The sequence below is a fragment of the Marinicella meishanensis genome (assembly GCF_019931145.1).
In the GTDB taxonomy this organism is placed as follows: Bacteria; Pseudomonadota; Gammaproteobacteria; order Xanthomonadales; family Marinicellaceae; genus Marinicella; species Marinicella meishanensis.
The window spans coordinates 86611-111684 of sequence record NZ_JAIOUV010000011.1 but is presented as its reverse complement, the minus strand read 5'-3'; the positions used below and the strand labels follow the sequence as shown (position 1 = coordinate 111684).

Sequence of the window (25074 nt, the reverse complement as noted above, 5' to 3'; positions counted from 1 at the left end):
ATGGTGATAAAAGGAGTTTTGAATGAAAATCATCGGCATCATCTGTGCCTTGAGTTTATGCATTGGACCGGCCTGGTCCGTTCATGTCAATCCCCGTGGCAGTGGCGAAGTGCTGCTGATTCCCTACTACACGGTGAACAATGGCTTGAACACCTTGGTCACCGTGACCAACACCACGGCTGAGACCAAAGCCGTCAAAGTGACGTTCCGTGAAGGCCTCAATGGCCATCCGGTGCTGACTTACAATGTCTACATGGCGGCCTTTGATATGTGGTCCATGGCAGTGGTGCCCAGCGAATCTGATGTGGCCGGCCAAGTGGGGCAGGTCACGGCCAGGCAACTCAGCGGTGACAACAGCTGTGCCCCATTCTTGGACAAATCAGGCACCGAGTTCACCACCGAACACATCACCGACGGTCCAGATGACTTGGCTCGCTTGCGCGAAGGGTACATCGAAGTCATTGACATGGCCATGTCAAATGGCCCACCGATCGGCTGGGCAGATTTGGGGGGCAGCGGTCGACCGGGCAATTGCGAACAAATTGAGCAATCGTGGGACGTGCAAAGTGGCATCTGGGGGCGGGGTGACCCGTTGCGCTACTTTGTTCCCGCCTCTGGTGGTTTGAAGGCCGAGGTGAACTTGGTTGATGTGGCCAATGGTTTGAATTTCTCTTACCCGGCTGTGGCATTGGACGGGGTGTTCGCTGAGGACGTATTTTTTCACAGCCACCCAATGGATGGCAGTTTGTCATTGGATGTGGCGGCCAATGAATGGGTGCAGCAAAGCGGGGGTCAGATACCACAAACACGGGTCTTTGATTCCGGTATCGACGCCGTCAGCGCGGCATTGATGGCCGATCAATTGCTCAGTACATACGCTTTGGATGAGTTCATCCTCGGTCAAACCGAAGTGGTTTACACCCAACCCACGCGGCGCTTTTATCAAAACGAAGAAGCGGTGTTGCCACCGTTTCAGGCCGACCCCATGCAGACCGCATGTGACGTGGCGACGGTGTCTGCCAGTGATTATGGCGGTTCGTTGGTGCAGACCACCTTTTATGATCGGGAAGCCCAAGCTGATGTGGCTGTGCAAGCCATTTGTGGCAGTGTGATGGTGCACCAGTTGGTCCTGCCAGGTACCACTGGTCACCCGACCATCACCGCTTCCAACAACCGGATTGTGGTGACGACCCCCGCTGAGAATTTAACGCCCAGTGGGCATTTCTCGACCACATTCCCACAAGCTGTACCATTGCAGGCCACCGATCCTGAAACCTCCGAAATCGTGTCCATTTCAGGCTTGCCGGTGATTGGCCTGGTGCTGACCCGCTTCACCAACCAAAACGCCCAACCGGGCTTGCTGGCCCAATACGGCGGGGCCCAATCTTTGCTGTCAATCAAGCATGAGGAGACTGCACCATGAGCAGAGTCTGGGTCATGCTGATGGGCGTCTGCATGGCTTGGTTGGTTCAAACCAGCGCCTTGGCCGTTCAGGTCAATCACCAGGGGCTGGGCAATGTGCTGTTGGTGCCGTATTACACGGTGAATAACGATTTGAACACGATGGTGGCTTTGACCAACACCACACCCCACAGCAAGGCCATCAAGATCAACATCCGCGAAGGCCTCAACGGCGATCCGGTGCTGTCATACAACGTGTATTTGGCTGGTCATGATGCCTGGACTTTTGCCTTGGTGCCATCGGTTTCCCTGTGGCCCGGGTTCGAAAACGAGCCGGCCGCCATGCAAGTGACCGGTGATCGGTCCTGTGCCCCGAACGTCAATCGCCAGGGAGAACATTTCTGGATCAATCGGCTGGCTGGTGGCGATGGAAAGATCACCCGCATTCGCGAGGGTTTCATAGAAATCATCGAAATGGGTGACTTGACCGGTGCGGCTGCGGCGGCGGTGACCTTCGGTGATGGGGGTCAGCCGACTGATTGTGCGGCGATCGCAGCGCGCTGGCAACACGGCGGCTCATGGCATGTCGAGACCGGCGGTGATCCGGCCTTTGAGTTGGTCCCGGGGAGCGGCGGCTTGATGGCCGAGACTCACTTGTTGGAAGTCAGGCAAGGCATCAATTACAACTACGGGTCCAAAGCCCTGGGTGATTTTTTGGCGCCGGGCCAAACCGCCCATGTGGCACCTGGCGATGTTGATTTGTCCTTGGATGCAGCCCATCCGGAAGCTTGGGTCGACGATCCCGATCGCAGCCACCACTTCATCATGGACACCGGTTATGATGCCGTCAGCATGGTCTTGGCGCAATACAATACCCATACCACATACACCTTGGAACCGATGATCAATGCCAAAACCGAATTGGTGTTCACGTTTCCCACCCGGCGGTTTTATTTGGCCGCAGATTACAGGTCCGCCAGGCCACCATTTTTACAAAATATCGGTTTCACTCAGAATTCCAGATTTTGTGCCAATGAACATTTTGGTGGCAGTATCATCATACAAGATTTTTATGACCGTGAGTCTCAATCTGTGACGGTCAATACTGCCCCAGGTATCCAACCACGTTACGAGTACGCTTGTGGTTCGGTGTTCGTGCAGGCATTGCATACCCAAGATGTAGAGTTTGAACTTTTTGTACCACCTGACATCACCGGGTCGCATAACTTCAAGCACAAAGTGGTGTTGGATCGTCCCCGGGTGACTGACAATGGCTTTGTTAATTCCTTTTTCATCTCTTCAGCGTTGTGGTCAAGGGATACACCATGGTTAGCCACAGATCAACACTCCGGTGATCGATTGAATGTGCTCAGTTTGCCATATATGAGCATTGCACTGACCCGTTTCAGCAATGGAGCCGCCGCAAAGGGCTTGTTGGCTCAGTACGGTGGGGCCACTTGGGCCCAAAGTGAAACTTTGTGGTTTTTTGATCGATAAAGTAACCGCATTAAAAGCGCTTTGTTCAGTTCCAGAATTGGGGTGGCTGCCCATCATTTTAAGCGGCCAGCAAGATGCATGATGAGTGTGCATTAAGATCATTTGGTTATATAGACGTCTAAACGCCTTGACATCTAGATAGGTGCGTGTATTATATGGCCATTTAGACGTCTAAATGAGCCGATGAACACAACCGTTACCACACACCGCCTGGTTATCGATGCCGCCACTTTGCCGGGTGGCGATGGCAAGGCTGACCTGGAAGTCGAGTGTTGTTTGTGGGGGCCAAGCAATCGGCCTGTGGTGGTGTTGATGGGCGGCATTTCAGCCAGCCGCTGGGCCTTCGATTCGGTCCATGGCCCCGGCTGGTGGCAGGATGTGATGCACGATGCCGGGGCGCTGTCTGTCCTTGACCATTCGTTTTTGACCTTTGAATACGTTTGTTGGCCAGATCAACCCGGGGCCGAAACGCCATTGATCACCACGGCTGACCAGGCCCGGGTGCTCCGTAAGATTCAGCAACAACTCGATTTACCTCAATTCCATGCCGTCATTGGCGCTTCGTACGGCGGCATGGTTTCTTTGGCTTTTGCAGCCTTGTTTCCCCAAGCCCTGGCGCGTTTGGTTTGTATCGCAGCGGCCCACAAAAATTCTGTCAAAACCAAGGCATGGCGCCTGATTCAACGACAAATCATGCAGCTGGGTCAACGCCATGCGGAATCGCCAGCAGCCCAAGCCGAATTCACCGCTTTGGCCCGCGCTTTGGCCATGGTAGGCTACCGCGGTGAGCTGGAGTGGCAGGAACGTTTTGCCAGTGAGTCAGCGGGTCGCGATGTGCAAGCCATGGCCAGTTATTTGGACCACCATGGGCAGCGTTTTGCCGCGCGGTTTTGTGCCCGGCGCTATGCCCAATTGTCTCAATCAATCGATTACCACCAAGTGGATGTGGCATCAATTCAAGCCGATACCTTGTTGATTGGTTTTACCTCCGACCAAATGGTGCCGACCGACCAATTACAACAATTGCACCAGGCATTGCGCAGCCGCTCGAGGCTGCATTTGATCAACTCCATATACGGGCACGATGGCTTTTTGTTGGAAGCCGAAGCCCTGAACTGCATTTTTAACACTTTTTTTGAAGAGCACAACCATGACCATATTGAACGAAACCACCGCCGTGCGAGCGGGTATTGATTGCGATGGCCTGCACGGCGCGGTGACCCCGCCGTTGTACCTGTCCAGTAACTATGCCTTCGCTGATTTCAATCAGCCGCGCAAATATGATTACTCGCGATCCGGCAACCCAACCCGTGACTTGTTGGCCGAAGCTTTGGCCGAACTGGAACAAGCCGCCGGTGGGGTGGTGACCTCAACCGGCATGTCGGCGGTGTTGTTGGTGACCCAGTTGTTGCCCAATCAGGCCCGGGTGGTGGCCCCGCATGATTGTTATGGGGGTACCTTTCGCTTGTTTACCACCTTGCATGAAAAAGGCCAGCTGCAGGTCGATTTTGTTGATCAATCCGATGCCGCAGCGGTGCACCAAGCGTTGCAAGATCGAACTGATTTGTTGTGGATCGAAACCCCCAGCAACCCATTGCTGCGGGTGGTGGACGTGCATGCCTTGTGTGAAAAGGCAGGACCAGAGGTGCTGAAGGTGGTGGACAACACCTTTTTGTCACCGGCTTTGCAACAACCCATCACCTTGGGGGCAGATTTGGTGGTGCACTCAACCACCAAATACATCAATGGCCACAGCGATGTGGTGGGTGGCGCGGTGCTGGCCAAGACCGCTGAGTTGGCTGAACAGCTGACCTGGTGGGCCAATTGCATCGGCATCACCGCCGCGCCCTTTGACAGTTTGTTGACCCTGCGTGGTTTGCGGACCTTGAATGTGCGCATGAAACAGCACCTGGAGAACACCGAGCAGATTCTGGCCTTTTTGCAATTGCACCCGGCGGTGGAGAAAATCCATTACCCTGGCCTGGAAGACCACCCCGGCCACGCCATTGCGGCCAGACAGCAGCATCATTTTGGTGCGATGCTGTCATTCGAACTGAAAGGCGGCACCGAGGCGGTGAAGAGCTTGGTCAACAACCTCAAATATTTCACTTTGGCCGAATCTTTGGGCGGGGTGGAATCATTGATTTGTCACCCGGCCACCATGACGCACGCGGCGATGGCGCCACAAGCCCAGCGCGAAGCGGGCATCAAAGACAATTTGATCCGCCTGTCGGTGGGCATAGAACAGGTCGATGACTTGTTGGCCGATCTGGAATTGGGCCTGTCCCGAAGTCAAATCCAAACGGTCCAACAAGCCGTCATCAAATAAAGCAGGAGCCAAACATGCCAACATTGGGCGCACAAACCCGACCGCAACAAGCGGTCCGGGTGCATAAATTCGGCGGCAGTTCATTACAAGATGCCGCGCACATCGAACGGGTGGTACAAACCTTGGTGGCCCAGGTCAGGCCCGGTGATGTGGTGGTGGTCTCGGCCAATGGCCCGGTGACCGATTGGTTGTTGGACTGGCTGGGCGGCCACGATCAAGCCTGGCAGGATTTGCTGGTTTACTTGGCACAGCTGATCCGCAGCACCTTGGGCCCCGATACCGGATTGGCCAAACAATTGCTCAAGCAAGTGCGTGCAGACTTGTTGCAATTGCAGAACCGCCGAGAGCAACGGGCGATCACCGATGCCCAGATCCTGGCCCATGGTGAGCTGTGGTCGGCGCAATTGTTGGCTGCCAAATTGACAGCCTTGCAGATCCCCAATGGTTGGTTGGATGCCAGTCAATTTCTGGTGGTGGATGGACAGAACCACGTCATCCAACAAGCCGCAGCCAAAGCGCACATCACCGAACACCGCGCGGCTCACACGGTGTCAAGCAGCCAGGGTCTGCAGACCTGGCCGATCCAAATCGTGACCGGGTTCATAGCTCAAAATGAAGCCGGTGAATGCGTCACTTTGGGCCGCAATGGCAGCGACTACACCGCCACCATTTTGGCCCAGTTACTGGCCGCCGATCAGGTCTGTTTGTGGACCGATTTTGATGGCGTATACAGCGCCGATCCACGCCTGATTGCGGCTGCCAGGCGGGTGCCAACATTGACCTTGAGTGAAGCCCAAGCCTTGTCGGAACTCGGTTCTTCGGTGTTACACCCCAAAACCATTGCCCCCTTATTACAACAACGCACCCCCATGGTCATCAACGCCTGTTTGTCAGGCACTGCTGGCACCGATGTCGTGACGACGGCTTACCCACACCCCCAAGCAGACATCCAAGTGAAAACCTTGGCCCACAAAAGTGGATTGACGCGGCTGAGTTTGTCCGCAGTGACTGAACTGCAAGCCCGGCAACTGCAAACCCAATTAACGGTGGCACAAATCAGCAACTACGCCAACCAATATGACCGCACCCAAAACCAACTGAGTTTCTGTGTGGAACGCCCGGACTGTTTCAAAGCCACCCAATTGATCAAACAGTTGGGCCTGAGCCTCAGCCAACAGCAAGCCGGTTTCAGTTTAATCAGTGCGGTGGGGCAAGAAATTCGACAAGACCACCGGATCATTGGCCAGTTTCTCCATCGCATGGCCTGGTTTGCGGTGCATGGCTACCATTACCCCGCCAATGAGCACACCTTGAGTGTGTTGGTGGCTGACACCGAGGCCACAGCCTTGCTGCAGGACCTGCACCAGACGTTTTTTGAGCTGGCGCCGTCGTTGCCAATCATCGTGTTGGGTCATGGCAACATTGGCCAGCAGTTTTTGCGGCTGTTGCAGCGACACAAAGCCGACATTCAGCAACGGGTGAGACAATCACTGCGGGTGGTGGCGGTGGCCAACAGCCGCCATTTTCATTTCAGTGAGCAGTGCTTGTTGGACCAGCCACTGGTGTTGGATCAGGCCAATGAGCAAGGGCAACTGTATGAGCGCTTGGCACCGTTGCAAGGCCACCCCGCGGTGGTGATTGATTTGACTGCCAGTGAAGCGGTGGCCAAACAATACCTGGGCTGGGCTCAGCATGGTTGGCATTTGATTTCAGCCAACAAATTGGCCGCTGCCGATGACGTCTGGGCCACACAGATCGAACAAGCCATCCAACAGCAGGGTCGTTTGTGGTTGAAGAACACCACCGTCGGCGCGGCTTTGCCGGTGCAGTCCAGCGTGCAAAAAATCACCGAAAGCGGGGATCGATTGCAGGCCATCAGTGGTGTGTTTTCAGGCTCCTTGTCTTGGTTGTTTGGGCGCTTTGATGGCCAGCGGCCGTTCATGGACTGGGTGCAACAAGCGCATGAGCTAGCCTACACCGAACCGGATCCCAGAGAGGACCTGTCTGGGCAAGACGTGTACCGCAAAGCCTGGATCCTGGCCCGAGAGCTGGGATTTAAACCGCATAAAATCACCTTCGAGCCGGTCATCCCCAAACACTTCTTAACTGGCTCGTTGGTTGATTTTTGGCAGCGGTCAGCAGCCATCAATGAACACTTTACCGGTCTCTGGCAGCAGGCGCAAAAGGCAGGACAGGTGTTGCGTTACCTGGCCCGGGTGACGGCTGAGGAATTGCGCGTGGAACTCAAAGCCGTGGCCGCAGATCATCCGGCGGCCAAGCTCAAACCCGGTGACAACATCTTCATCATGGAATCAGACTGGTACGCCGAAAACCCCTTGGTGATCCAAGGCCCGGGGGCCGGCCGTGAAGTGACCGCCGCCGGGGTGCTGAATGATTTGATCGAAGTGCTTCAGTCGGCTTGACGGAATTCCAATTGGCCTTTGGGTTGTGGGGTTTTTACCGGCAACAACTTCAGTGCCAGCCATTGGTTCTTGGCCAGCAGCTCAGAACCAATGATGAATTCAGCGAAAGTGCTGATCATCACACGGGAGGAGCCAACAAAAAAATCAACGCATGGCCCATTCAGCCAACTGTTCATAGTAGGGCAAACAGGCATCGGCGATGGCTTGTTCTTCATGGCTGAGGGTGTTCTCTTTTGGTCGGTAGGGCGCAAAGCCGGTGGATTCGATCACCCGGTTGTACCAATGTTCGGCCCACACCCCATCGGACTCACGGTAACCTTTGGGCCAGGACAGCATGGCCTCATCAAACGGCACACCCAGGGCTGCACACAGTTTGCTGAGCATGTTTTTGGGGTCTTGCAGGATGTCCTTGGCGAGCATCACCGGCGGATGTTGGTCGGTGTGTTCGCGCAGCCATTGATACAAGCGCACCTGCTGCGGATAACCCAAGTCAGCCGGGGTGGCCCGGGGGTGTTTGCGCAAATAGGAAGCCAGCACCTCATTGGGGTGCCTGAGCAAGAACCCATGGCGCAATTGGCCGACAAAGTCCAGTTCGATGTCATCAGTCAAATGGTGGCTCATGTGTTTTTGATAGAAAATTTGGGTGCCGGCATCGGCATCGGCAGGTTTTGCTTCGGTCAGGGCCTTGACGATGGGGCGCCAGTCGGTGCCCTGGACTTGCATGATGGTTTCATACGCGGCATGCCGCTTGCCAGTGGTGGCCAGATATGGGCCATACAAAGGTTCGTCGACCACCACCGTGTCTGGGCGGTTTTCCCAGGCCCGCAGCATGGCGGTGGAAATGTTGCGGGGGCCAGACCACATGGCGATGCGAATCAATGAGTCGCTCATGCCGATACCTCCGAGTGGATCAAGGCGATGTACAAATCCTGCAAGCGTTTGATCAGATCGCGGGTTTGGCCATCGCCAATCAAGCGGCCATCAACCTCGTTCACTGGGGTGATGCCGGCAAAGGTCCCGGTGACAAATGCCTCGTCGGCACCATACACATCAAACAAGGAAAAATTCTTTTGTTTGATCGGAATGCCATGGGTTTCACACAGGAGGATGATTTTGGAACGGGTGATGCCGCCCAGACAAAAATCACCGGTGGAGGTCCAGACTTCACCATCGGTGACGATGAAAAAGTGGGTGGAGTTGCAGGTGGACACAAAGCCGTGGGGGTCCAACATCAGGGCTTCATCGGCCCCGGCTTTGGCGGCCTGGATGCAGCCCTGGATGCAATTGATCTTGGAATGTGAATTCATTTTTTGATCTTGCACATCCGGATATCCGCGGCGCACATGGGTGGTGAACAGTTTGATGCCACCTTCGATTTTGCGCGGCGATGGGTTTTTGTATTCGGCGATGATGACGATGGTGCTGCCAGGGAGGGTGCAGCGTGGGTCTTGGTACGGGGTGATTTTGACCCCGCGGGTGACCATCAAACGGATGTGCACCCCGTCGTGCATGTCATTGGCTGCCAAGGTGTCATACAGCCGTTGGGTCATGGCTTCGGGGCTGATGCCAATGTCCAGATCCAGTGCCTTGGCCCCTTGGTACAGGCGTTTGAGGTGGTCGGCCAAGAACACCACCACCCCCTGGTGTAAGCGCAAGCCTTCCCACACCCCATCACCCAAAATGAAGCCGCTGTCGAACACCGAAACCATGGCTTGTTCACGGGGTTTCAGTTTGCCGTTGATGTTGATCAGGATTGATCGGTTGCGTTCGTCTTCAATGTATTCGTGTGTGCCTTTGCCCATACCGTGCCCATTTGTGCTTTCTAAAGGCACAAATGGTACCAGAATCCACCGACGGATTGATTGAAATGAATAGACATTTTCCGCATACAAGGGCCTGTTAACAGCAACTGCATGGCGGCTGCTGGATCGCATTAATCAGCCATTAAGGCAGTCGTCGTGACCTTTGTGATATGAACAGTTGTCATTCAGTTGCTGATAACAGGCCCTAACCAACATGAATGATGCCCAAGTGCCAACCATCCACCAGTTGGCGGCCCACCGCATCACGGCCTTGTATGCCGATGATCGATTCGACTTGCTTCGCTTGGACTTGCCGGCTGGCGGGGTGTTGCCGGATTACCAAATCGGTCCCAGGGTGCGGGTCTTTCTGACTGACTTGTTTGGAAAACGACTGGCCGATGGCAGTGCCATCCAAGCCCAAGCACACCAAACGGTGTACCTGGACAACACCTTTTCAGGTGGGTTTGAGAATGTCGGTGATGCCTTGGCCTTTTTGGTGGTGTCGCTGGCCGAACCCACGCATAAGGTGGCACATCCAGTGGCAGCAACCGGCATCGCCATGACCGGATTGCTGGCCACTGAGGCGCTGTGCATCTGGCACCTCATCGAGGTCCTGGAGCAGCGGTTACCGACTGCCTGTTGGTGTTACCAGATGGCCAGCCAGAAGCTGCAACGTTTGGACGCCAATCAAATCCATGCCTGGCAAATTGATGACTTGGTGCTGGCATGGACCAGCCAGCCTCACGTTGCATGAAATTTGTGTTATCATGAAATGAAAACCGTGGAGAAGATGTCGTGGAATTGACTTACAATCTGTTGGTTGTTGATGATGTGTCTGAAAACATTCAGGTGGTCATGAACATCCTCAAGGAACAGGGTTATGAATTCTCCTATGCCCTGAATGGCAGCCAAGCCCAAGAATTGTTGAAAACCAACAGCTTTGATCTGGTGCTGTTGGATGTCATGATGCCAGACATCAACGGTTTTGAAGTGTGTCAGTTCATGAAACAAGACCCCCGGTTGCAAGACATCCCAGTGATCTTTCTGACCGCGCGGGTGGATGTGGATTCAATCACCGAGGGATTTAATTTGGGTGGTGTGGACTACATCACCAAACCCTTTCATTCTTCCGAATTGATTGCCCGGGTGAAAACCCATCTGGATTTGTACCAAGCCAAAAAAGTGCTGCAACAAAACAACCTGGTGTTGCAAAAACAACTGAAGAGCAAAGAGCAACGGATCTTGTCCGAATTGGAGCAGAATCAGAAGGAAATGATTTTCATGCTCACCGAGTTGATGGAAGCCACTTCGGATGAAACGGGCCAACACATCAAACGGGTGGCCGAAATCTCCCGTTTGTTGGCGTTCTACCACCCCAGTTTGAATGCCGAGGACGAAGACATCATCTTTCATGCCTCGCCCATGCACGACATTGGCAAGATCACCATCCCGCAGTCCATTTTGCACAAAGACGGACCGTTGACCGATGAAGAGCGGGAAGTGATGAAAACCCACACCACCAACGCCTACCAATTTCTGAAACTGTCGCCCCGCAAATTCATCAAAGCCGCGGCCATGATTGCTTATCACCACCATGAGAAATGGGATGGCACGGGTTATCCCCAAGGCTTGCAAGGTGATGACATACACATCTATGGACGCATCGTGGCGATCGCCGACGTGTTCGATGCGCTGACCCACAAACGCAAATACAAGGATGCCTGGCCGGTCCAAGAGGCCGTTGATTACATTGTTGATCTGAAAGGCAAGCAATTTGATCCCAATTTGGTTGACATCTTTATCCAACACCTCGATGAGTTCGTTGCCATTGCCGAAATGTCTTGATAGCCAAGGAGGTGCCCGATGAACACACGGGGTCTGTGGTTGCTTTGGTCATGCATTTGGGTCATGTTGGCGGCCTACCAGAACCCGACCCAGGCCCAACAATGGACCGCAGCTGAACAGGCTTGGATGCAAGAGAATCCGGTGATCAAAACCGCCGGAGGTACGGATTGGATTCCGTTTGATTACGCCGATAATTCCGGTCAGCACCAGGGACTGACGGCAGCATACTTGCGTTTGTTGGAGCGCAAAACCGGGCTGCAATTCGACGTCAAAGTGGATGACTTCTTCCCGCACCTGAGTCAGGTGGCGGCGGGTCAAATGGATCTGATGCCGGCGGTGTTTCGTGACGAAGCCCGCCTCTCGGACCTGACTTTCACCCAACCGTACATGCCCATCTTTGACCACTTTTTTGTGCGCAGTGATCTGAAGTTGACGTCGCTGGACGAACTCAATGGCTTGACCGTGGCCATGCCGACCGATTTCGCCCGACGCGAATACCTACAAGACCAATATCCCCAAGCCACCATCATCAACACCCAATCCATGAGCGAAGGGATTGCCTTGGTGTTGGGTGGCCAGGCCGATGTGTTGCTGGGTTCGTATCAACGGATCAATCGCTTGTTACAAGCCAATCGCATCACCCTTATCGTGCCCCATGCGCCGGCAGGTGACGGGATTCACAACCTGGTCTACATGGCGGTGGCCAAGCACATGCAACCCTTGGTGCCGATCCTCAATAAAGCCTTGTCTGCCATCACCGAAGAAGAACACCAGGCCATTTTGCAACAATGGCTGGATGGCCAACCGGGGTTGACCAAAAAAATCCAGTTAACAGCAGCTGAACAAAGGTGGTTGGATGACCACCCAACGGTTTTGTTCGGTGCCGATTGGCAATGGCCGCCATTTGAATTCCGCGACAGCGATGGACAACACAATGGCATTGCGGCGGCCTATGTGGATTTGATTGAACAATATTCTGGATTGCGTATTGAGGTGCAAACAGGGGTCTGGAATGACGTGTTGGAGGCGGTCAAGAATCGGCAGCTGGATGGTTTGAGTGGGGTGGTGAGGACCGCTGATCGAGCGTCCTTTCTCAATTTCACCGATCCCTATTTATCGGTGCCTACCGCCGTATACTTGCGCAGCGAAGCCGCCGCCATCACCCAGCTCAGTGAGCTGCAAGGCCGCACGGTGGCGCTCAATGGGGGCTCTTATCTGCACGAATGGTTGGCCGCAGAGCATCCCGAAATACAATTGCTGTTGCTGGACTCCAACAAGGCCGCCATCGAAGCCGTGTCCTATGGCAATGCCGATGCCTATATTGGCAATGTGGCGGTGGCTGATTATGTGATCAATGAATCGCTGCTGACCAATTTAAAAGTGGTGCTGCAATTGCATCAATTCCAAACGGCGGTGGGACTGGGGGTGCGTCAGGACCTGCCAGAATTGACCGCCATCATCCGCAAAGCTTTGGCCATGATCACCGCGGAACAACATCTGGCGATCCGCAACCAATGGGTGGCTCAAGATGCCGAACGGGTGAATTTGTTGCCGGTGGAACGGGGCTTATTGAATCGTTTGCAAGTGATCACTTTCAAACCGGGGATCCAAGGTTTGCCGCTGGGTGCGCTGGGTGAAGACGGCCAATACATGGGCATCAATGCCGATTTCATGGAGAAAATGGCCACTTCCTTGTCCATGCCTTTTGAATATGTGCCTGCCGGCAGTGAATTGCCCCATGACATGACCTTCAGTCACCTCAATGACCGCACCCTGTCAGATGGCTTTGTGGCCATGCCGCCCCACCTGACCACCGATGTGGTGATGGTGATGCCCGATGACACCCCATTTGTCAAAGATTTGAACCAAATCAGTGATTTGTCCTTGGGGGTGTTGGCAGGGGCGCCGTTTTTGACCGACATTCAGGCCGATTTCCCGCAACTCAAAGTCACCGAACTGGCCAGTTTTGAAGCCGCCGTTGCGGCTTTGAATGGCGAGCAAATTGGCGCCTTGTTGATGCCGTTTGCCGAGGCACGGTATTTGTTGAATGAGCAGAGCATTGGCTTTTTGAAAATTGTGGGTAAAACCCAGTACAAAGTGGCTTACAGTTTTTATGTGGCCAACACCCACCCTGAACTGCCTGGTATTGTGACCAAGGCCTTGGACCAAATCAGCCAGGATGACAAGGCGCAGATCACCGATCGTTGGCTGGCTTTGAATATCGTGGAAAAGCGCAGCTATGGTCTGGCTTTGGCGGTGGCGGCGGTGCTGTCGTTATTGTTGTTTGTGATCATATCCTGGAACCGGCGGATGCACGCAGAAATACAGGCCCGGGTGGCCACCGAACAAGCTTTGGCGGCCGAAAAAGAAAATTTTGAAATCATGTTTGAAAAATCGGGTGATGCCAATTTGATTTTTCAGAACGGCGAAATCGTGGCTTGTAACAACAAAGTGGTGGAGATGTTCGGTTTGGACGACAAAGCCGAATTGTTGGGTTCTAATTTTGAACGGTGGTTGCCCGAGCAGCAAATTGATGGCGAACAATCGTCGGTGTTCATGCGCCGCATGGTGCATGAATCGTTGCACAATGTGAATCAGCGATTCGAGTGTCAAATCCGCCGCAAAGACGGCAGCACGTTCTGGGCCGATGCCATATTCACCCGCATCAAGCACAACGAGGCCAGCGCATTGTATGTGGTTTGGCGTGACATTTCCGAGCAAAAACATATGGCCCAACAGTTGTTGGAAACCACCGCCCATGCCGAGGAGGCCAATCAAGCCAAGTCCTTGTTTTTGGCCAACATGTCGCACGAAATCCGCACCCCAATGAACGCCATCATTGGCTTCACCGAATTGCTGGATGAGCAAATTCAGGAACCGCATTTGAAGTCCTATGTGAAGACCATTCGCTCGGCTGGTGACACGTTGTTGATGTTGATCAATGACATCTTGGACTTGTCGAAAATCGAGGCGGGCAAAATTGACAGCCAAACGGTGGCATTCAACCCGCATGAGTACTTTGAGGACATTGGCCAAATCTTCTCCATCAATATGCAGAAGAAAGGCTTGCAACTGGTGTTGGACATCGACCCCAGTGTGCCTGACATATTGCAACTGGACATCAACCACTTGCGCCAAGTGATGTTCAATCTGCTGGGCAATGCCATCAAATTCAGTGAGCAAGGGCTGATCCACTTGCGGGTCAACACCTTTGAATCCAGCCGACGACACACCGGTCTGGAAATCGCGGTACAAGATCAGGGCATTGGCATTCCTGAGTCTGACCATGAACGCATTTTCGAGGCTTTTGAACAACAAAAAAATCAAGACCGCAACCAATATTCTGGTACCGGATTGGGCTTGGCCATCAGCAAAAAATTGGTGCAGCACATGGGGGGTGACATCACGGTGCAAAGCGCCGTGGGACAGGGGGCTTGCTTCACCATCCGCCTGCCCAAGGTGCCAATTCCCAGCAGCCAGCAAGCCACCGCCAGCTTGCCCAACAGACAGCCACAAAACAAACAATATCGATTCAAATCTGGGGTGTTGTTGGTGGTCGATGACAATTACCAAAATCGGGCGTTGATCGCCGAGTATTTTGCCGATTCGGCGGTGACCTCCATCCATGCAGAAAATGGTTTGGATGCACTCAATTGTGTGGCCAAGCACGCCATAGATTTGGTGTTGATGGACATCCGCATGCCGGTGATGGACGGTTATGAAGCGGCCAAAAAAATCAAAGCAACGCACCCTGAAATGCCGATCATTGCCCTGACCGCATCGGTGTTGAAAGACGATCACGACCGCATCGAACAAGGGTCGTTTGATGGGTTCATTCCGAAACCGGTGATCAAAAACCGCTTGTTTGAAGCCCTCAGTGAATTTTTGCCCCATGACCTGATCACCAAGGGGGAAGCAGACGCCGCCGCACCACAGGCCTTGAGCCCAACCGAATTGTCCAAGTTGCCGGATTTGTTGGCCTATTTGCGGGGGCCGGTGCACAAAGCCTGGGATTTGGCCATGGCCACCCAAAACATGAAAGACATTCGGACTTTTGTGGTGCTGTTGCAAGACAGTGAACAACAGCTTAAACTGCATTTGATCAACGACTATACCAGGCAGTTGTTGACCCAAGTCGAGGCGTTTGACATCCAGGCCATGCAAAGCAGTCTGCATGCCTATGGTCGCATCATTCGCCAGGTGGAGGCCATCAACAAAGAGGATCAAGCATGATGAAGCATTGGACAGTGGTCAGCTGGGCCACGGTGTTCCTGGCGGTGTTGCTGTTTTCAGCCATTCAGCCACATGATTTCTACACTTGGGTGCTGGAGGCCTTGCCCGCGGTGTTGGGTGCCTTGGTGCTGTTGTATTTCAGGCGCTCTTGGCCCATGACGCCGATGGTTTATGTGTTGATCTTGATGCACTGTGTGGTGTTGATGATTGGGGCCAAATACACCTATGCGTTGGTGCCTTATTTTGATCAATTTCTGACCTTCATCTGGGAAGGTCGCAACAATTACGATAAGCTGGGGCACTTTGCCCAAGGCTTTGTGCCAGCCATGATCTGCCGCGAAATTGTGGTGCGCCATGGGGTGATCCCGAATGTTGCTTGGCGGCGCTTTTTCATCATCAGCTTTTGCCTGGGTTTTTCGGCCTTTTATGAACTGATTGAATGGTGGGTGGCCTTGCTCAGTGACGAAGCCGCCGAATCATTTTTGGGCACCCAAGGCTATGTGTGGGACACCCAGTCCGACATGTTCCTGGCCCTGATAGGCTCGGTGGTTGCTTTGTTCACCCTGAGCCATTGGCATGACCGTCAAATTCAACAACTCAAACAAAATCAACCACCAAAACACAGGAGTCAATCATGATAGAACTCGTCATTCCAGTCTTTTTTCAGGTGATGCTGACCTTGGGCATCTTATTCACCCTCGGTATTTTGCGCTACCGCAGTGTCGGTCAACGCACGGTGCATCCCAAGGATTATGTGTTGATGACGGGTCAGGATCAATGGCCGGTGATGCTGCAGCGACTGAGTCGGGCCTTTCACAATCAGCTGGAAGTTCCCATGTTGTTTTATATCTGGGTGTTGATGCTGCTGGTAACCGGGGTAGAAGCTTCGATGTTCCTGACCTTGGCTTGGGTTTATGTGGGACTGCGGTATTTGCATGCGTTCATCCACATTGCCTACAACAAAGTGATTCATCGTTTCACCATTTTCGTCATTTCTTGTTTGCTGCTGATGGTGATGTGGTTGTTGTTTCTGTTTGAAATCAATGCCCAGCTGTGAGCAAACGTCAGCCAATGAATGATTTGTCGGCCACCGAAATGATGCATTTCCATTCGTTTGTTGAACAATTTGCGCCATCCAAGCATTTGCGTGATCGGTGGCGTTATTTTGCCGGCAAAAACCAAGCCAATTATTGGGGTGCCGTTGAGCCCATGAAATATTGGGAAGTGTCATGCAACCATTTCAACACAGTGGATTTGTCTACAGTGGCTTTTCATGAATGGCAAAAATGCCCACCCATTGCTCAGCTCGATGCCATCAATGACTCAGTGGTCTTGGTGGCATGTGGGCATGCAGACCCCGACGTCAGCAGCATGGGTCTGAGTGAGTTTTTCCAGTTTGACTCGTTGGACCTTCCCATTGAATTTGTGGCTTCACTCAAACCAGGCAAAGTGGTGTTGGTGGCCAATCACAATGGCGAATCCCTGTTGTTGCAGCGTTGATGATGGCTTGGCGCGTAAGCTCAGTTCAGGATTGAGACAGCAGATGATGAATCAAGGCCTGGCGTATCAGCACGCCATTGGTGACTTGTTCCAGGATCACTGACTGGGGACCATCGGCCACCGCATCTGAGATTTCAATGCCCCGGTTCATGGGGCCAGGGTGCAGCACAATGGCATCGCTTTTGGCCCAACTGAGGGTTTCACTGTTCAACCCATAGCTGGCATGCCAGGTGGCAAAATCGACGTCCAAGTCCAATGGTAAGCGCTCTTTCTGAATCCGCAGCATGACCACCACATCGGCCCCTTCCAGCGCCGCTGGTAAATTGGGGGCATTGCGGTGTTTCAAGGCCACTGGGATCAGGGCATCGGGGGCGTACAGTTGAATCTGTTGGGTGCCCATGATCTTCAGGCCATCAATCAAGGAGTTGGCCACCCGAGAATGTTTGATGTCACCGATGAGGGTGACTTTGAGTGAGGCCCAATCGGTCTTGTGCTGGCTGATGGTGTACAAATCGAGCAAGCCTTGGGTCGGATGTTGGTGGGTGCCGTCACCGGCATTGATCATGCCGATGTGTGGCGGTAGCCAGTCAATCATCCGTTGTTGGATTTGGTTCTCTGGGTGTCGGACTATGAACAAGTCGGGTTGCATGGCAGCCAAGGTCAACAGGGTGTCACGCAAGGACTCACCTTTCTGGGTTGAAGAATGGGCAATGTTCAGTGCTGTCACATCCACACCCAGGCGTTGACAGGCCATTTGAAATGAACACAGCGTGCGGGTCGAATTCTCAAAAAACAGCGCAGCGGCAGAGCGCCCGGCGTGCCAACTTCTGGTGGTGGCAACGGGGGTGCTGCGAATGCTGTCAGCCAAGTCAAACAACAGGTGGATGCTGGCTTGATCCAGCGCTTTGATGTCGGTGAGGTGCTTCATGGTGCGCTCGTTTGATCCAGCCAGGATTGTAAAATAATTTGCGCGGCCATGGCATCAATTTGTGTTTTGTTTTTGGCTTTGGTTAACTGTGCCGCGCGCTGGTCTTTGAATTGGCGTTCGGCTTCATGTGAGGTCAGCCGCTCATCGACCCAATGAACCGGCAAACCGGTGTGGTGCTTGATTCGTTTGGTGAAGTTTTTCACTTGGCGGGTGATGTCCTGCTCCTCCCCTTCCATGGTGGTCGGATAGCCAATCACGATGCCGCTGATTTGCCATTCTTGAATCAACCGTTGCAGTTCGTCCAGAAAGGCGCCGTTGTTGGCTAAGGTGGTCAGTGGGTTGGCCACCCGGGTCAGGGTTTGGCCCACGGCCAAGCCGATGCGGCGGCTGCCGTAATCCACCCCCAAAATGAATTCAGGCATGGCCGATGTCGCCGCTGAGTTGATGGGATTGGATGCCCATCAATGCCAGGGCCAGGTCCCATTTGTTTTGTTGGTGATTGAAAATCAGGTTTTCATCGGCCGGTGCCAGCAACCAGGCATGGGCGGCGATTTCTTCTTCCAGTTGATCGGCATCCCAGGTGGCACAACCCAAGGCCATCAGCCATTTGTGGCTGATGCGGTTGCCGGCAATGGCATCGATCACGTCTTTTGAAGTGCTCAGGAACACGTTGTCAGAGACTTGGATGGAGCTGTCGAACACTTCACCGGATTGGTGCAAAATGAAGCCGCACTGCGTGTTGACCGGGCCGCCTTCATAGATGGCATGTTCTTTGGGTTCGGTGGTCTGGGGTATCTGCAGGCTTTCCATGATGTCCTTGAAACTGACTTCACTGGCCAAATTGAGGTTGATGCCCAGGGCCCCATTTTCATTGTGTTCGCAAACCAGGATGACCGCTTTCTCAAAACGTTCATCGGGCATGTCTGGGGTGGCAATGAGTAATTGGTTGGTCAGGTTCATGATGTTATTTTACTTGATTTCTACCCATATGGGTTCGAAGTCGAACAATTTAAAGGTGTGCGTTTTGGATTCATTCTCTGAATGTCCTGGATTGGTCAGCCGTGAAGGATCCGAACCGAGTGGGGTTCACTTTTCCCGCAGCAGGTGTCCGGGCAAGAATTGCCAGGTACGGGTGATGTATAAAATGTCGACCCGTTCTTCACTCTCTGGCAGTGGATCGAACGGCTGGGCCAGGCGCACGATGTGCTTGGCGGCTTCATCCAGAAATTTGTATTGGGATGGTTTGATGATTTTGATCTCATGGATGGTGCCATCGCGATTGATGCCCACGGTCAACATCACGTTGCCGATGAACGATTTCTTTTTGGCTTGCTCCGGGTAGTTCAAATCGCCGGTGCGCTCAATTTTTTTGACCCAGTCATTGATGTACGGCGCAAATTCATAAGCTTTGGTGTTGCTGGACACATATTTGCTGCGCGGTTTTTTTGCATAGCGTTCGATTTTCTTGGCAATTTCATCTTGAATCTTGGCCAGGCGCTGGGCCTTGGTTTGTTGGGGATCGTTGGCTTGGCGGTTGTTGTTGTCCTGTTGCTTTTTGTGGTTCTCAACTTGCTGGCCGGCTTGTTGGGTGGTGATCACCGGGCTTTTATTTTGCTTGGTTTGTTGCTTGCGCTGTTCCCGGGTCATTTGTTTGTCCAGACCATCCTCGATGGGGGACGTGGCACTGAACGGGTTGGTGGGCCGGCTTTGCTGGTCTTGGTCGCCGCCGCCCAATTGGTTGTTGGCGGCCAAAAAATCGGCGTCTTCCGGTGCTTCCAAATTGGCTTTCTTGGAGAGGATCACATCCATGCTGTGGACCACTTCTGGGTTGTGATCTTGGTGCGAAAAGGAAATGCCCAGTATCACCACCGACAAAGCCAACACCGCCAAGGTGAAGGTCATGACGTTTTTGTCTTTGTGGGTGATTTTGGGTTTCATAAAATGTGTTGCTCAATGCAATCAAACAAGTCACCGGCGATGTCCAAGTCGTAAATGGCATCCAACTCCCGAATGCACGTTGGGCTGGTGACGTTCACTTCGGTGAGGTAATCACCAATCACGTCAATACCCGCGAACACGATCCCCATCTGTTTCAGTTTGGGGCCAACCATTTCGGCAATGCGCCAATCTTGTTTGGACAAGGGCACGCCTTGACCGGTGCCGCCTTTGGCCAGGTTGCCCCGAAAGTCACTGGCCGAAGGAATTCTGGCCAAGGCATAGGGCACCGCCTGGCCATTGATCAAGAGGATCCGTTTGTCACCTTGTTTGATTTCCGGGATGTATTTTTGGATCATGGTGGTTTTGGTGCCGTTTTGTGTCACTGTCTCCAAAATCACATTCAAATTTTTATCCTGACCACTGGTTTTGAAGATCGATTGTCCGCCCATGCCATCCATCGGTTTGACAATCACTTCCCCCATGTCAAGAATGAAATCTTGCAGGATGTCGGGGTTTCTTGAAATGACGTTGTCCGGGGTGCATTCGGGAAACGCTTCGGTGAAAAATTTTTCATTGGCATCGCGCAAGGCCTGCGGTTTGTTGATCACGTGCGCGCCGGCCAACTCGGCTTGTTCCAGGACATAAGTGTCCATGATGTATTCCATGTCAAAGGGTGGGTCCTTGCGCATCAGAATCACATCAAAGTCAGCCAGTGAAGCGGTTTCTGTGGCGCCCAACGAAAACCATTCTTGGGCTTGGTCACGCACCGTAACGGGCTGGCAATGGGCCCGGGCTTGACCAGCCGCAACGAACAATTGATTGGCGGTGATGTAATGCATTTGATAGCCCCTTTTTTGCGCTGCCAGCAGCATGGCAAAGCTGGAATCTTTGTGGGGTTTGATGGATTGGATTGGGTCCATGACCACAGCCAGTTTGGGCATAATAAACCGTTGCATTAATTGTTAATTGCCATGAATTATAATAAGCTAAAGCGTTGGGTTAAATAGCTAACTGCAATAAAAATTTTTTGATTGATCAATCAATGCGTGTGTGGATCATCAAAGCGGCATTTCGATGTGGGCCTGGCTGGTCAGATGAATCCGGGTTCAGTCAAGAGGTGTGAAAATCACAGCCAAATCCTGGTGGCATTTGGGGTGAGTCAAATTTTTTCTTGGGAAAAATAATGGACAATTAGAAAAATATCTTTTGTAATCGAGTCCAAAATGAGTTATTTTCTTGAGAATGACATACTTACAAGGGTAACCTCATGAACAATGTGAATTACATTTCAAAGCGAAAGGCAACATATAGTTTGGAGAAATTATGAATTTAGAAGGTTTAAAAGTGATGGTGATCGATGACAGTAAGACCATTCGCCGAACCGCAGAAACATTACTCAAAAAAGAAGGGTGTGACGTCATTACGGTAGACAACGGGTATGAAGCGTTGTCTCAAATTTCAGATTTGGAGCCGCACATCATTTTTGTCGACATCATGATGCCCAGACTGGATGGTTACAAAACATGCGCCTTGATCAAAATGAACAGTGAGCACAAATCCACACCCGTGATCATGTTGTCCAGTAAGGATGGTTTGTTCGACAAGGCCAAAGGCCGGGTGGTCGGCGCCGAAGAATACCTGACCAAACCTTTCACCAAAGAAGAATTAATTGAAGCCATCGAAACACATGTAAAAAGAGACTGATTCGTATGAGTAAGCAAATCATCAAACCGTTCGAGTTGTTACTTGAATATGAAAAAAGAAGCGTGTCTCATGCGTTGGGCACCGCTGAAGAAGAAACCGACCTGGGCGATTGGTCCGGCATCGGTTTCAAAATTGGTGACACCCACCTGGTCTCTGAGGTGGATGAAGTCAATGAGGTGGTGATTTTGCCAGAGCTGGTCAAGATCCCTGGGATCGACAATTGGGTGTTGGGCCTGGTGAACATCAGAAGTAACTTGATTCCGGCCATTGATCTGCGGTCCTACTTGACTGGAGAATCGGCCAAACTCACCAAACACTCGCGGATGCTGGTCATCAACCAGCCAGGTGGACAAGCAGGCTTGGTGGTGGATGAAGTATTCGGGCAAAGACACTTTAAACAAAGCCAATGGGAAGATGTTGAGGGGGAAAACGACTCACGCATATATTCTTATTGTGATAAATTTTTCAGCCATGATGATGTGGTCTGGAACGTCTTCGATATGGACCAGTTGGTTCAGGATGCACGCTTCCAAAATGCATCCATCAAATAAATGACGAGGTAGAAATATATGAGCAGTTCAGCTGTAGATTTGGATCAACGAACGCGAACGTTGCCGTTGTGGCAACTGATGGTGCTGGTCATCCTGGTACTGTCATTCTTTGGTCATTCGTATTGGTTAGCCACCATCGAGTCGAACCGGACTGATCACTTGACAGAAACCGATAAGGTGCGGATTAAAGCCCAGCAATTGGCCCAATATGCCAAACAGGCTTCATCAGGTGATGTGTTTGCCTTCGATGATTTGATCACCGACCGCCGCATCATTGATGACACCATCAGGTCGCTGCGCGATGGCAACGATCAATACCCTGAATTGCCGACCGATGTGTTACCGCGGTTTGATGCACTGTCAGACAAGTGGAACACCATGAACGACAACGCGTTGATCATCATCAACCAGCGTGAGCGAATCGAAGAACTGACTGACATTTCTGATAAATTTGCCTCTGAGATCCCCATCTTGCAAGCCAGTTCGGATGCCGTGGTGAAACGATTGGTGGCGATCAATGAAAACCGTGGCTTGATTTACCTGGCCTCACAACAACTGGTATTGGCTGACCGGATGTTGCGTCGCATGAGTGAAATTTTGAAAGGCGGGGCAGCGTCCATTCAAGCGGCTGACAGTTTGGACCGCGATGCCCGTATGTTCCAGGAAGTGATGACCGGGATGTTCAACGGCAATGACCGCATTAAAGCGGTGACCGATGATCAGGCCATTGAATCCTTGGGTCGGGTGTATGCCGCTTTTGACAGCGTACAATCTGACATCCAAACGGTGTTGGGTGCGATGGAGTTGTTCGATGCCCAAACCGCGGCGGCAGACATTGAAATCGACGCTGATTTGTTTGTGGAAGACGCCGAGCAGCTGCGTGAACAATTGGCCACCAGAACCCAAACCGTGCCGTCTGAGTTGATTGGCTGGGTGATTGCGGGTTTGTCCTTTTTGTGGTTGTTGTGGATTTTCCGCACCTTGTCGAAGAACGACCGGATTCGGGCGGCGGTGGCCCAAGATCAAAACGAACGAAACCAACAAGCGATTTTGCGACTGCTGGATGAAATGGGTTCATTGGCGGATGGTGACTTGACCGTAAACGCCACGGTGTCGGAAGACATCACGGGCGCGATTGCGGACTCGGTCAACTTCGCGATTGAAGCCTTGAGGTCGTTGGTGAAAACGATTAATGACGCCTCGGTGGGTGTGGCCTCTGCGGCCCAGGAAGCACAGGCTACGGCGATGCATTTGGCCGAAGCTTCTGAGCATCAGGCGACGCAGATCACCAACGCATCGGCCGCGATTAATGAAATTGCGGTGTCCATTGACGAGGTTTCGAAAAATTCATTGGAGTCAGCCGACGTGGCGCAACGTTCTGTACTGATTGCCCACAACGGCGCAGAAGTGGTGCGAGACACCATTAAGGGCATGAACAACATTCGAACGCAGATTCAGGACACCTCGAAGCGAATTAAGCGCTTGGGTGAGAGTTCGCAAGAAATTGGTAACATCGTAGAATTGATTAACGACATTGCCGAGCAAACCAACATTTTGGCCTTGAACGCAGCGATTCAAGCGGCCTCATCCGGTGAATCGGGTCGGGGTTTTGCGGTGGTTGCAGACGAGGTACAGCAGTTGGCCGAACGGGCATCCAGTGCGACCCGACAGATTGAGGGCATTGTGAAAACCATTCAAACCGACACCAACGAAGCGGTGCGCTCAATGGAACAAACCACTTCAGAGGTGGTGGGTGGAGCGCGCAAAGCGGAGGATGCCGGTGAGGCCTTGACCGAGATTGAAACGGTATCGAATGATTTGGCGGAATTGATTCAAAACATTTCTGAGGCGGCCCGCCAACAATCGGTGGCCGCGACCAACATTTCGGGCACCATGAACGTGATTCAGGAAATCACCACCCAGACTTCAGCCGGTACACAACAAACCGCTGAGTCGATTGGAAACTTGGTGGAATTGGCTACAGAATTGAGGAAGTCGGTAGAAGACTTTAAATTACCAGACGACGAGTTCTTCTGATCACACCATTAAGTATGGCACCTGATGTACAAAATGTATAGCAATCAAAGTTACATACAAATTTCTCCGTTGACCGAGGAAGATTACCTGCGCTGGTCTGGTTTGTTGGCGGAACGACTGGGCATCATCGTGCCCAAAGAAAGGAAGATGTTTTTGCAGTCCAAGATTTGGTCCAGGATGCGGGAAATTGGCTATCAGGATTACAGCAAATACTGGGATTACATCAATTCCGGCATTGAAGGCAATCTGGAATGGTCGCAATTGGTCGATCGACTGACCGTGCACGAAACGTCATTTTTCAGACACCCACCTTCTTTTGAATTGGTCAAAGAAGACCTGGAGCAAAAAATCCTCCGGGCCAAGGGCACCTTGCGTTACAAAATTTGGTCCGTCAGTTGTGCCACCGGAGAAGAAGCTTACTCCCTGGCCTTGTTGGCCCAATCGGTGTGCAAGCAAAGCGAGAAGAAATCCTATTTTGGCGTGACTGCCACTGACGTCAGCTCGCCGGCTGTGGCGCTGGCCAAGCAAGCGTTTTACTCCATCGATAAATTGTCCAGCATTGATGCATCATTGCACGATGGCGTCAAAACCTTGAACCATGAAATGTTCACCATCAAAGATGCCATCAAAAAGCGCATGGCTTTTGGGGTGTTCAATTTGTTGGATGTCAACAAACCATCCAACATCAAATACGATGTGATTTATTGTCAAAATGTATTGATGTATTTTGACAAGTCGGTCCGGGAACAAATACTCGACGGCTTGGTGAATCACTTGAATCACGACGGCTTGTTGGTGTTGGGTCAAACGGAAATTAATTCCTGGTCTCACGAGAAAATGAAACGTGTCAATAAGAACCGAACTTTGGCATTCAGACTGAAATAAT

22 protein-coding genes and 1 pseudogene are annotated in these 25074 nt (G+C 52.4%); 15 read left to right on the top strand and 8 right to left on the bottom strand.

The window, feature by feature from the left end; translation table 11 throughout:
* Positions 1 to 22: 22 nt before the first annotated feature.
* From K7G70_RS16925 to metL, 5 genes are all read left to right on the top strand, one after another.
* Positions 23 to 1423, top strand: a complete 1401-nt coding sequence (locus K7G70_RS16925) for a hypothetical protein (RefSeq protein WP_223789843.1) — start codon at positions 23 to 25, stop codon at positions 1421 to 1423.
* A complete protein-coding gene (locus K7G70_RS16920; RefSeq protein WP_223789842.1) occupies positions 1420 to 2898 on the top strand; it encodes a hypothetical protein in 1479 nt (492 codons plus the stop codon). The genes K7G70_RS16925 and K7G70_RS16920 overlap by 4 nt, the downstream gene beginning before the upstream one ends.
* 183 nt (positions 2899 to 3081) lie before the next feature.
* The gene (locus K7G70_RS16915; protein WP_223789841.1) at positions 3082 to 4092 is read left to right on the top strand and encodes an alpha/beta fold hydrolase; all 1011 of its coding nucleotides are present in this window, start codon (positions 3082 to 3084) and stop codon (positions 4090 to 4092) included.
* Positions 4049 to 5227 carry a cystathionine gamma-synthase gene (gene metB, locus K7G70_RS16910; RefSeq protein ID WP_223789840.1) on the top strand — a complete coding sequence of 393 codons (1179 nt, stop codon included), beginning with the start codon at positions 4049 to 4051 and terminating at the stop codon, positions 5225 to 5227. The genes K7G70_RS16915 and metB overlap by 44 nt, the downstream gene beginning before the upstream one ends.
* A 14-nt stretch (positions 5228 to 5241) precedes the next feature.
* Positions 5242 to 7650 carry a bifunctional aspartate kinase/homoserine dehydrogenase II gene (metL, locus tag K7G70_RS16905; protein WP_223789839.1) on the top strand — a complete coding sequence of 803 codons (2409 nt, stop codon included), beginning with the start codon at positions 5242 to 5244 and terminating at the stop codon, positions 7648 to 7650.
* On the opposite strand, the gene K7G70_RS17965 is transcribed toward metL, so the two are convergent.
* From K7G70_RS17965 to K7G70_RS16895, 3 genes are read right to left on the bottom strand one after another with little or no spacing between them, the layout of a single operon-like run.
* Entirely contained in the window at positions 7638 to 7769 is a 132-nt protein-coding gene (locus K7G70_RS17965; RefSeq protein WP_255590542.1) for a hypothetical protein, read from the bottom strand. The genes metL and K7G70_RS17965 overlap by 13 nt on opposite strands.
* Positions 7770 to 7794: 25 nt before the next feature.
* A complete protein-coding gene (locus K7G70_RS16900) occupies positions 7795 to 8541 on the bottom strand; it encodes a sulfotransferase-like domain-containing protein (RefSeq protein ID WP_223789838.1) in 747 nt (248 codons plus the stop codon).
* On the bottom strand, positions 8538 to 9452 hold the full coding sequence (locus K7G70_RS16895; protein ID WP_223789837.1) for an aminotransferase class IV: 915 nt from the start codon (positions 9450 to 9452) through the stop codon (positions 8538 to 8540). The genes K7G70_RS16900 and K7G70_RS16895 overlap by 4 nt, the downstream gene beginning before the upstream one ends.
* Before the next feature lie 214 nt (positions 9453 to 9666).
* Between K7G70_RS16895 and K7G70_RS16890 the strand changes: the two genes are divergently transcribed.
* Genes K7G70_RS16890 through K7G70_RS16865 form a run of 6 tightly spaced genes read left to right on the top strand, consistent with a single transcriptional unit; the run spans position 9667 to position 17030 of the window.
* Positions 9667 to 10206 (top strand): hypothetical protein, encoded by a 540-nt coding sequence (locus tag K7G70_RS16890; protein ID WP_223789836.1) that lies wholly within the window; start codon positions 9667 to 9669, stop codon positions 10204 to 10206.
* A 41-nt stretch (positions 10207 to 10247) separates the two neighbouring features.
* Entirely contained in the window at positions 10248 to 11297 is a 1050-nt protein-coding gene (locus tag K7G70_RS16885; RefSeq protein WP_223789835.1) for a response regulator, read from the top strand.
* An 18-nt stretch (positions 11298 to 11315) separates the two neighbouring features.
* On the top strand, positions 11316 to 15530 hold the full coding sequence (locus tag K7G70_RS16880; RefSeq protein ID WP_223789834.1) for a transporter substrate-binding domain-containing protein: 4215 nt from the start codon (positions 11316 to 11318) through the stop codon (positions 15528 to 15530).
* Complete coding sequence (locus tag K7G70_RS16875; RefSeq protein ID WP_223789833.1) at positions 15527 to 16168, top strand: DUF2238 domain-containing protein; 642 nt, start codon at positions 15527 to 15529, stop codon at positions 16166 to 16168. The genes K7G70_RS16880 and K7G70_RS16875 overlap by 4 nt, the downstream gene beginning before the upstream one ends.
* Complete coding sequence (locus tag K7G70_RS16870) at positions 16165 to 16587, top strand: MAPEG family protein (protein WP_223789832.1); 423 nt, start codon at positions 16165 to 16167, stop codon at positions 16585 to 16587. Before K7G70_RS16875 ends, K7G70_RS16870 begins: the two co-directional genes overlap by 4 nt.
* Before the next feature lie 14 nt (positions 16588 to 16601).
* Entirely contained in the window at positions 16602 to 17030 is a 429-nt protein-coding gene (locus K7G70_RS16865) for a hypothetical protein (RefSeq protein ID WP_223789831.1), read from the top strand.
* Positions 17031 to 17055: 25 nt separating this feature from the next.
* Here K7G70_RS16865 and K7G70_RS16860 read toward each other — a convergent pair whose 3' ends face one another.
* The 5 genes from K7G70_RS16860 to gshB all read right to left on the bottom strand — a co-directional run bounded on the left by K7G70_RS16860 (position 17056) and on the right by gshB (position 20837).
* Entirely contained in the window at positions 17056 to 17958 is a 903-nt protein-coding gene (locus K7G70_RS16860; RefSeq protein ID WP_223789830.1) for an aspartate carbamoyltransferase catalytic subunit, read from the bottom strand.
* Entirely contained in the window at positions 17955 to 18380 is a 426-nt protein-coding gene (ruvX, locus tag K7G70_RS16855) for a Holliday junction resolvase RuvX (RefSeq protein WP_223789829.1), read from the bottom strand. The genes K7G70_RS16860 and ruvX overlap by 4 nt, the downstream gene beginning before the upstream one ends.
* Entirely contained in the window at positions 18373 to 18918 is a 546-nt protein-coding gene (locus K7G70_RS16850) for a YqgE/AlgH family protein (protein WP_223789828.1), read from the bottom strand. Before K7G70_RS16850 ends, ruvX begins: the two co-directional genes overlap by 8 nt.
* A 126-nt stretch (positions 18919 to 19044) precedes the next feature.
* Positions 19045 to 19896 (bottom strand): energy transducer TonB family protein, encoded by an 852-nt coding sequence (locus tag K7G70_RS16845; RefSeq protein ID WP_223789827.1) that lies wholly within the window; start codon positions 19894 to 19896, stop codon positions 19045 to 19047.
* Complete coding sequence (gshB, locus tag K7G70_RS16840) at positions 19893 to 20837, bottom strand: glutathione synthase (protein WP_348525093.1); 945 nt, start codon at positions 20835 to 20837, stop codon at positions 19893 to 19895. Before gshB ends, K7G70_RS16845 begins: the two co-directional genes overlap by 4 nt.
* Positions 20838 to 21219: 382 nt before the next feature.
* On the opposite strand from gshB, the gene pilG reads away from it, so the two are divergent.
* From pilG to K7G70_RS16820, 4 genes and pseudogenes are all read left to right on the top strand, one after another.
* On the top strand, positions 21220 to 21600 hold the full coding sequence (gene pilG, locus K7G70_RS16835) for a twitching motility response regulator PilG (protein WP_223789826.1): 381 nt from the start codon (positions 21220 to 21222) through the stop codon (positions 21598 to 21600).
* Between the two features lie 5 nt (positions 21601 to 21605).
* Positions 21606 to 22151, top strand: coding sequence for a chemotaxis protein CheW (locus K7G70_RS16830; protein WP_223789825.1), 546 nt, complete (start codon positions 21606 to 21608; stop codon positions 22149 to 22151).
* A 1026-nt stretch (positions 22152 to 23177) separates the two neighbouring features.
* Positions 23178 to 24188, top strand: a pseudogene (locus K7G70_RS18125) (methyl-accepting chemotaxis protein); the annotation flags it as partial.
* A 33-nt stretch (positions 24189 to 24221) separates the two neighbouring features.
* Complete coding sequence (locus tag K7G70_RS16820) at positions 24222 to 25073, top strand: CheR family methyltransferase (RefSeq protein ID WP_223789823.1); 852 nt, start codon at positions 24222 to 24224, stop codon at positions 25071 to 25073.
* The last annotated feature ends 1 nt before the right edge of the window (position 25074 follow it).

What these genes read in the sequence shown, in the direction of transcription:
- gshB (WP_348525093.1), bottom strand. Translation starts at nt 20,837, where the DNA reads ATGCCCAAACTGGCTGTGGTCATGGACCCAATCCAATCCATCAAACCC.
- K7G70_RS16925 (WP_223789843.1), top strand. Translation starts at nt 23, where the DNA reads ATGAAAATCATCGGCATCATCTGTGCCTTGAGTTTATGCATTGGACCG.
- K7G70_RS16870 (WP_223789832.1), top strand. Translation starts at nt 16,165, where the DNA reads ATGATAGAACTCGTCATTCCAGTCTTTTTTCAGGTGATGCTGACCTTG.
- K7G70_RS16920 (WP_223789842.1), top strand. Translation starts at nt 1,420, where the DNA reads ATGAGCAGAGTCTGGGTCATGCTGATGGGCGTCTGCATGGCTTGGTTG.
- K7G70_RS16860 (WP_223789830.1), bottom strand. Translation starts at nt 17,958, where the DNA reads ATGAAGCACCTCACCGACATCAAAGCGCTGGATCAAGCCAGCATCCAC.
- K7G70_RS16900 (WP_223789838.1), bottom strand. Translation starts at nt 8,541, where the DNA reads ATGAGCGACTCATTGATTCGCATCGCCATGTGGTCTGGCCCCCGCAAC.
- K7G70_RS16830 (WP_223789825.1), top strand. Translation starts at nt 21,606, where the DNA reads ATGAGTAAGCAAATCATCAAACCGTTCGAGTTGTTACTTGAATATGAA.
- pilG (WP_223789826.1), top strand. Translation starts at nt 21,220, where the DNA reads ATGAATTTAGAAGGTTTAAAAGTGATGGTGATCGATGACAGTAAGACC.
- K7G70_RS16880 (WP_223789834.1), top strand. Translation starts at nt 11,316, where the DNA reads ATGAACACACGGGGTCTGTGGTTGCTTTGGTCATGCATTTGGGTCATG.
- K7G70_RS16890 (WP_223789836.1), top strand. Translation starts at nt 9,667, where the DNA reads ATGAATGATGCCCAAGTGCCAACCATCCACCAGTTGGCGGCCCACCGC.
- ruvX (WP_223789829.1), bottom strand. Translation starts at nt 18,380, where the DNA reads ATGCCTGAATTCATTTTGGGGGTGGATTACGGCAGCCGCCGCATCGGC.
- metL (WP_223789839.1), top strand. Translation starts at nt 5,242, where the DNA reads ATGCCAACATTGGGCGCACAAACCCGACCGCAACAAGCGGTCCGGGTG.
- K7G70_RS16895 (WP_223789837.1), bottom strand. Translation starts at nt 9,452, where the DNA reads ATGGGCAAAGGCACACACGAATACATTGAAGACGAACGCAACCGATCA.
- K7G70_RS16845 (WP_223789827.1), bottom strand. Translation starts at nt 19,896, where the DNA reads ATGAAACCCAAAATCACCCACAAAGACAAAAACGTCATGACCTTCACC.
- metB (WP_223789840.1), top strand. Translation starts at nt 4,049, where the DNA reads ATGACCATATTGAACGAAACCACCGCCGTGCGAGCGGGTATTGATTGC.
- K7G70_RS17965 (WP_255590542.1), bottom strand. Translation starts at nt 7,769, where the DNA reads ATGATCAGCACTTTCGCTGAATTCATCATTGGTTCTGAGCTGCTGGCC.
- K7G70_RS16850 (WP_223789828.1), bottom strand. Translation starts at nt 18,918, where the DNA reads ATGAACCTGACCAACCAATTACTCATTGCCACCCCAGACATGCCCGAT.
- K7G70_RS16820 (WP_223789823.1), top strand. Translation starts at nt 24,222, where the DNA reads ATGTATAGCAATCAAAGTTACATACAAATTTCTCCGTTGACCGAGGAA.
- K7G70_RS16875 (WP_223789833.1), top strand. Translation starts at nt 15,527, where the DNA reads ATGATGAAGCATTGGACAGTGGTCAGCTGGGCCACGGTGTTCCTGGCG.
- K7G70_RS16865 (WP_223789831.1), top strand. Translation starts at nt 16,602, where the DNA reads ATGAATGATTTGTCGGCCACCGAAATGATGCATTTCCATTCGTTTGTT.
- K7G70_RS16915 (WP_223789841.1), top strand. Translation starts at nt 3,082, where the DNA reads ATGAACACAACCGTTACCACACACCGCCTGGTTATCGATGCCGCCACT.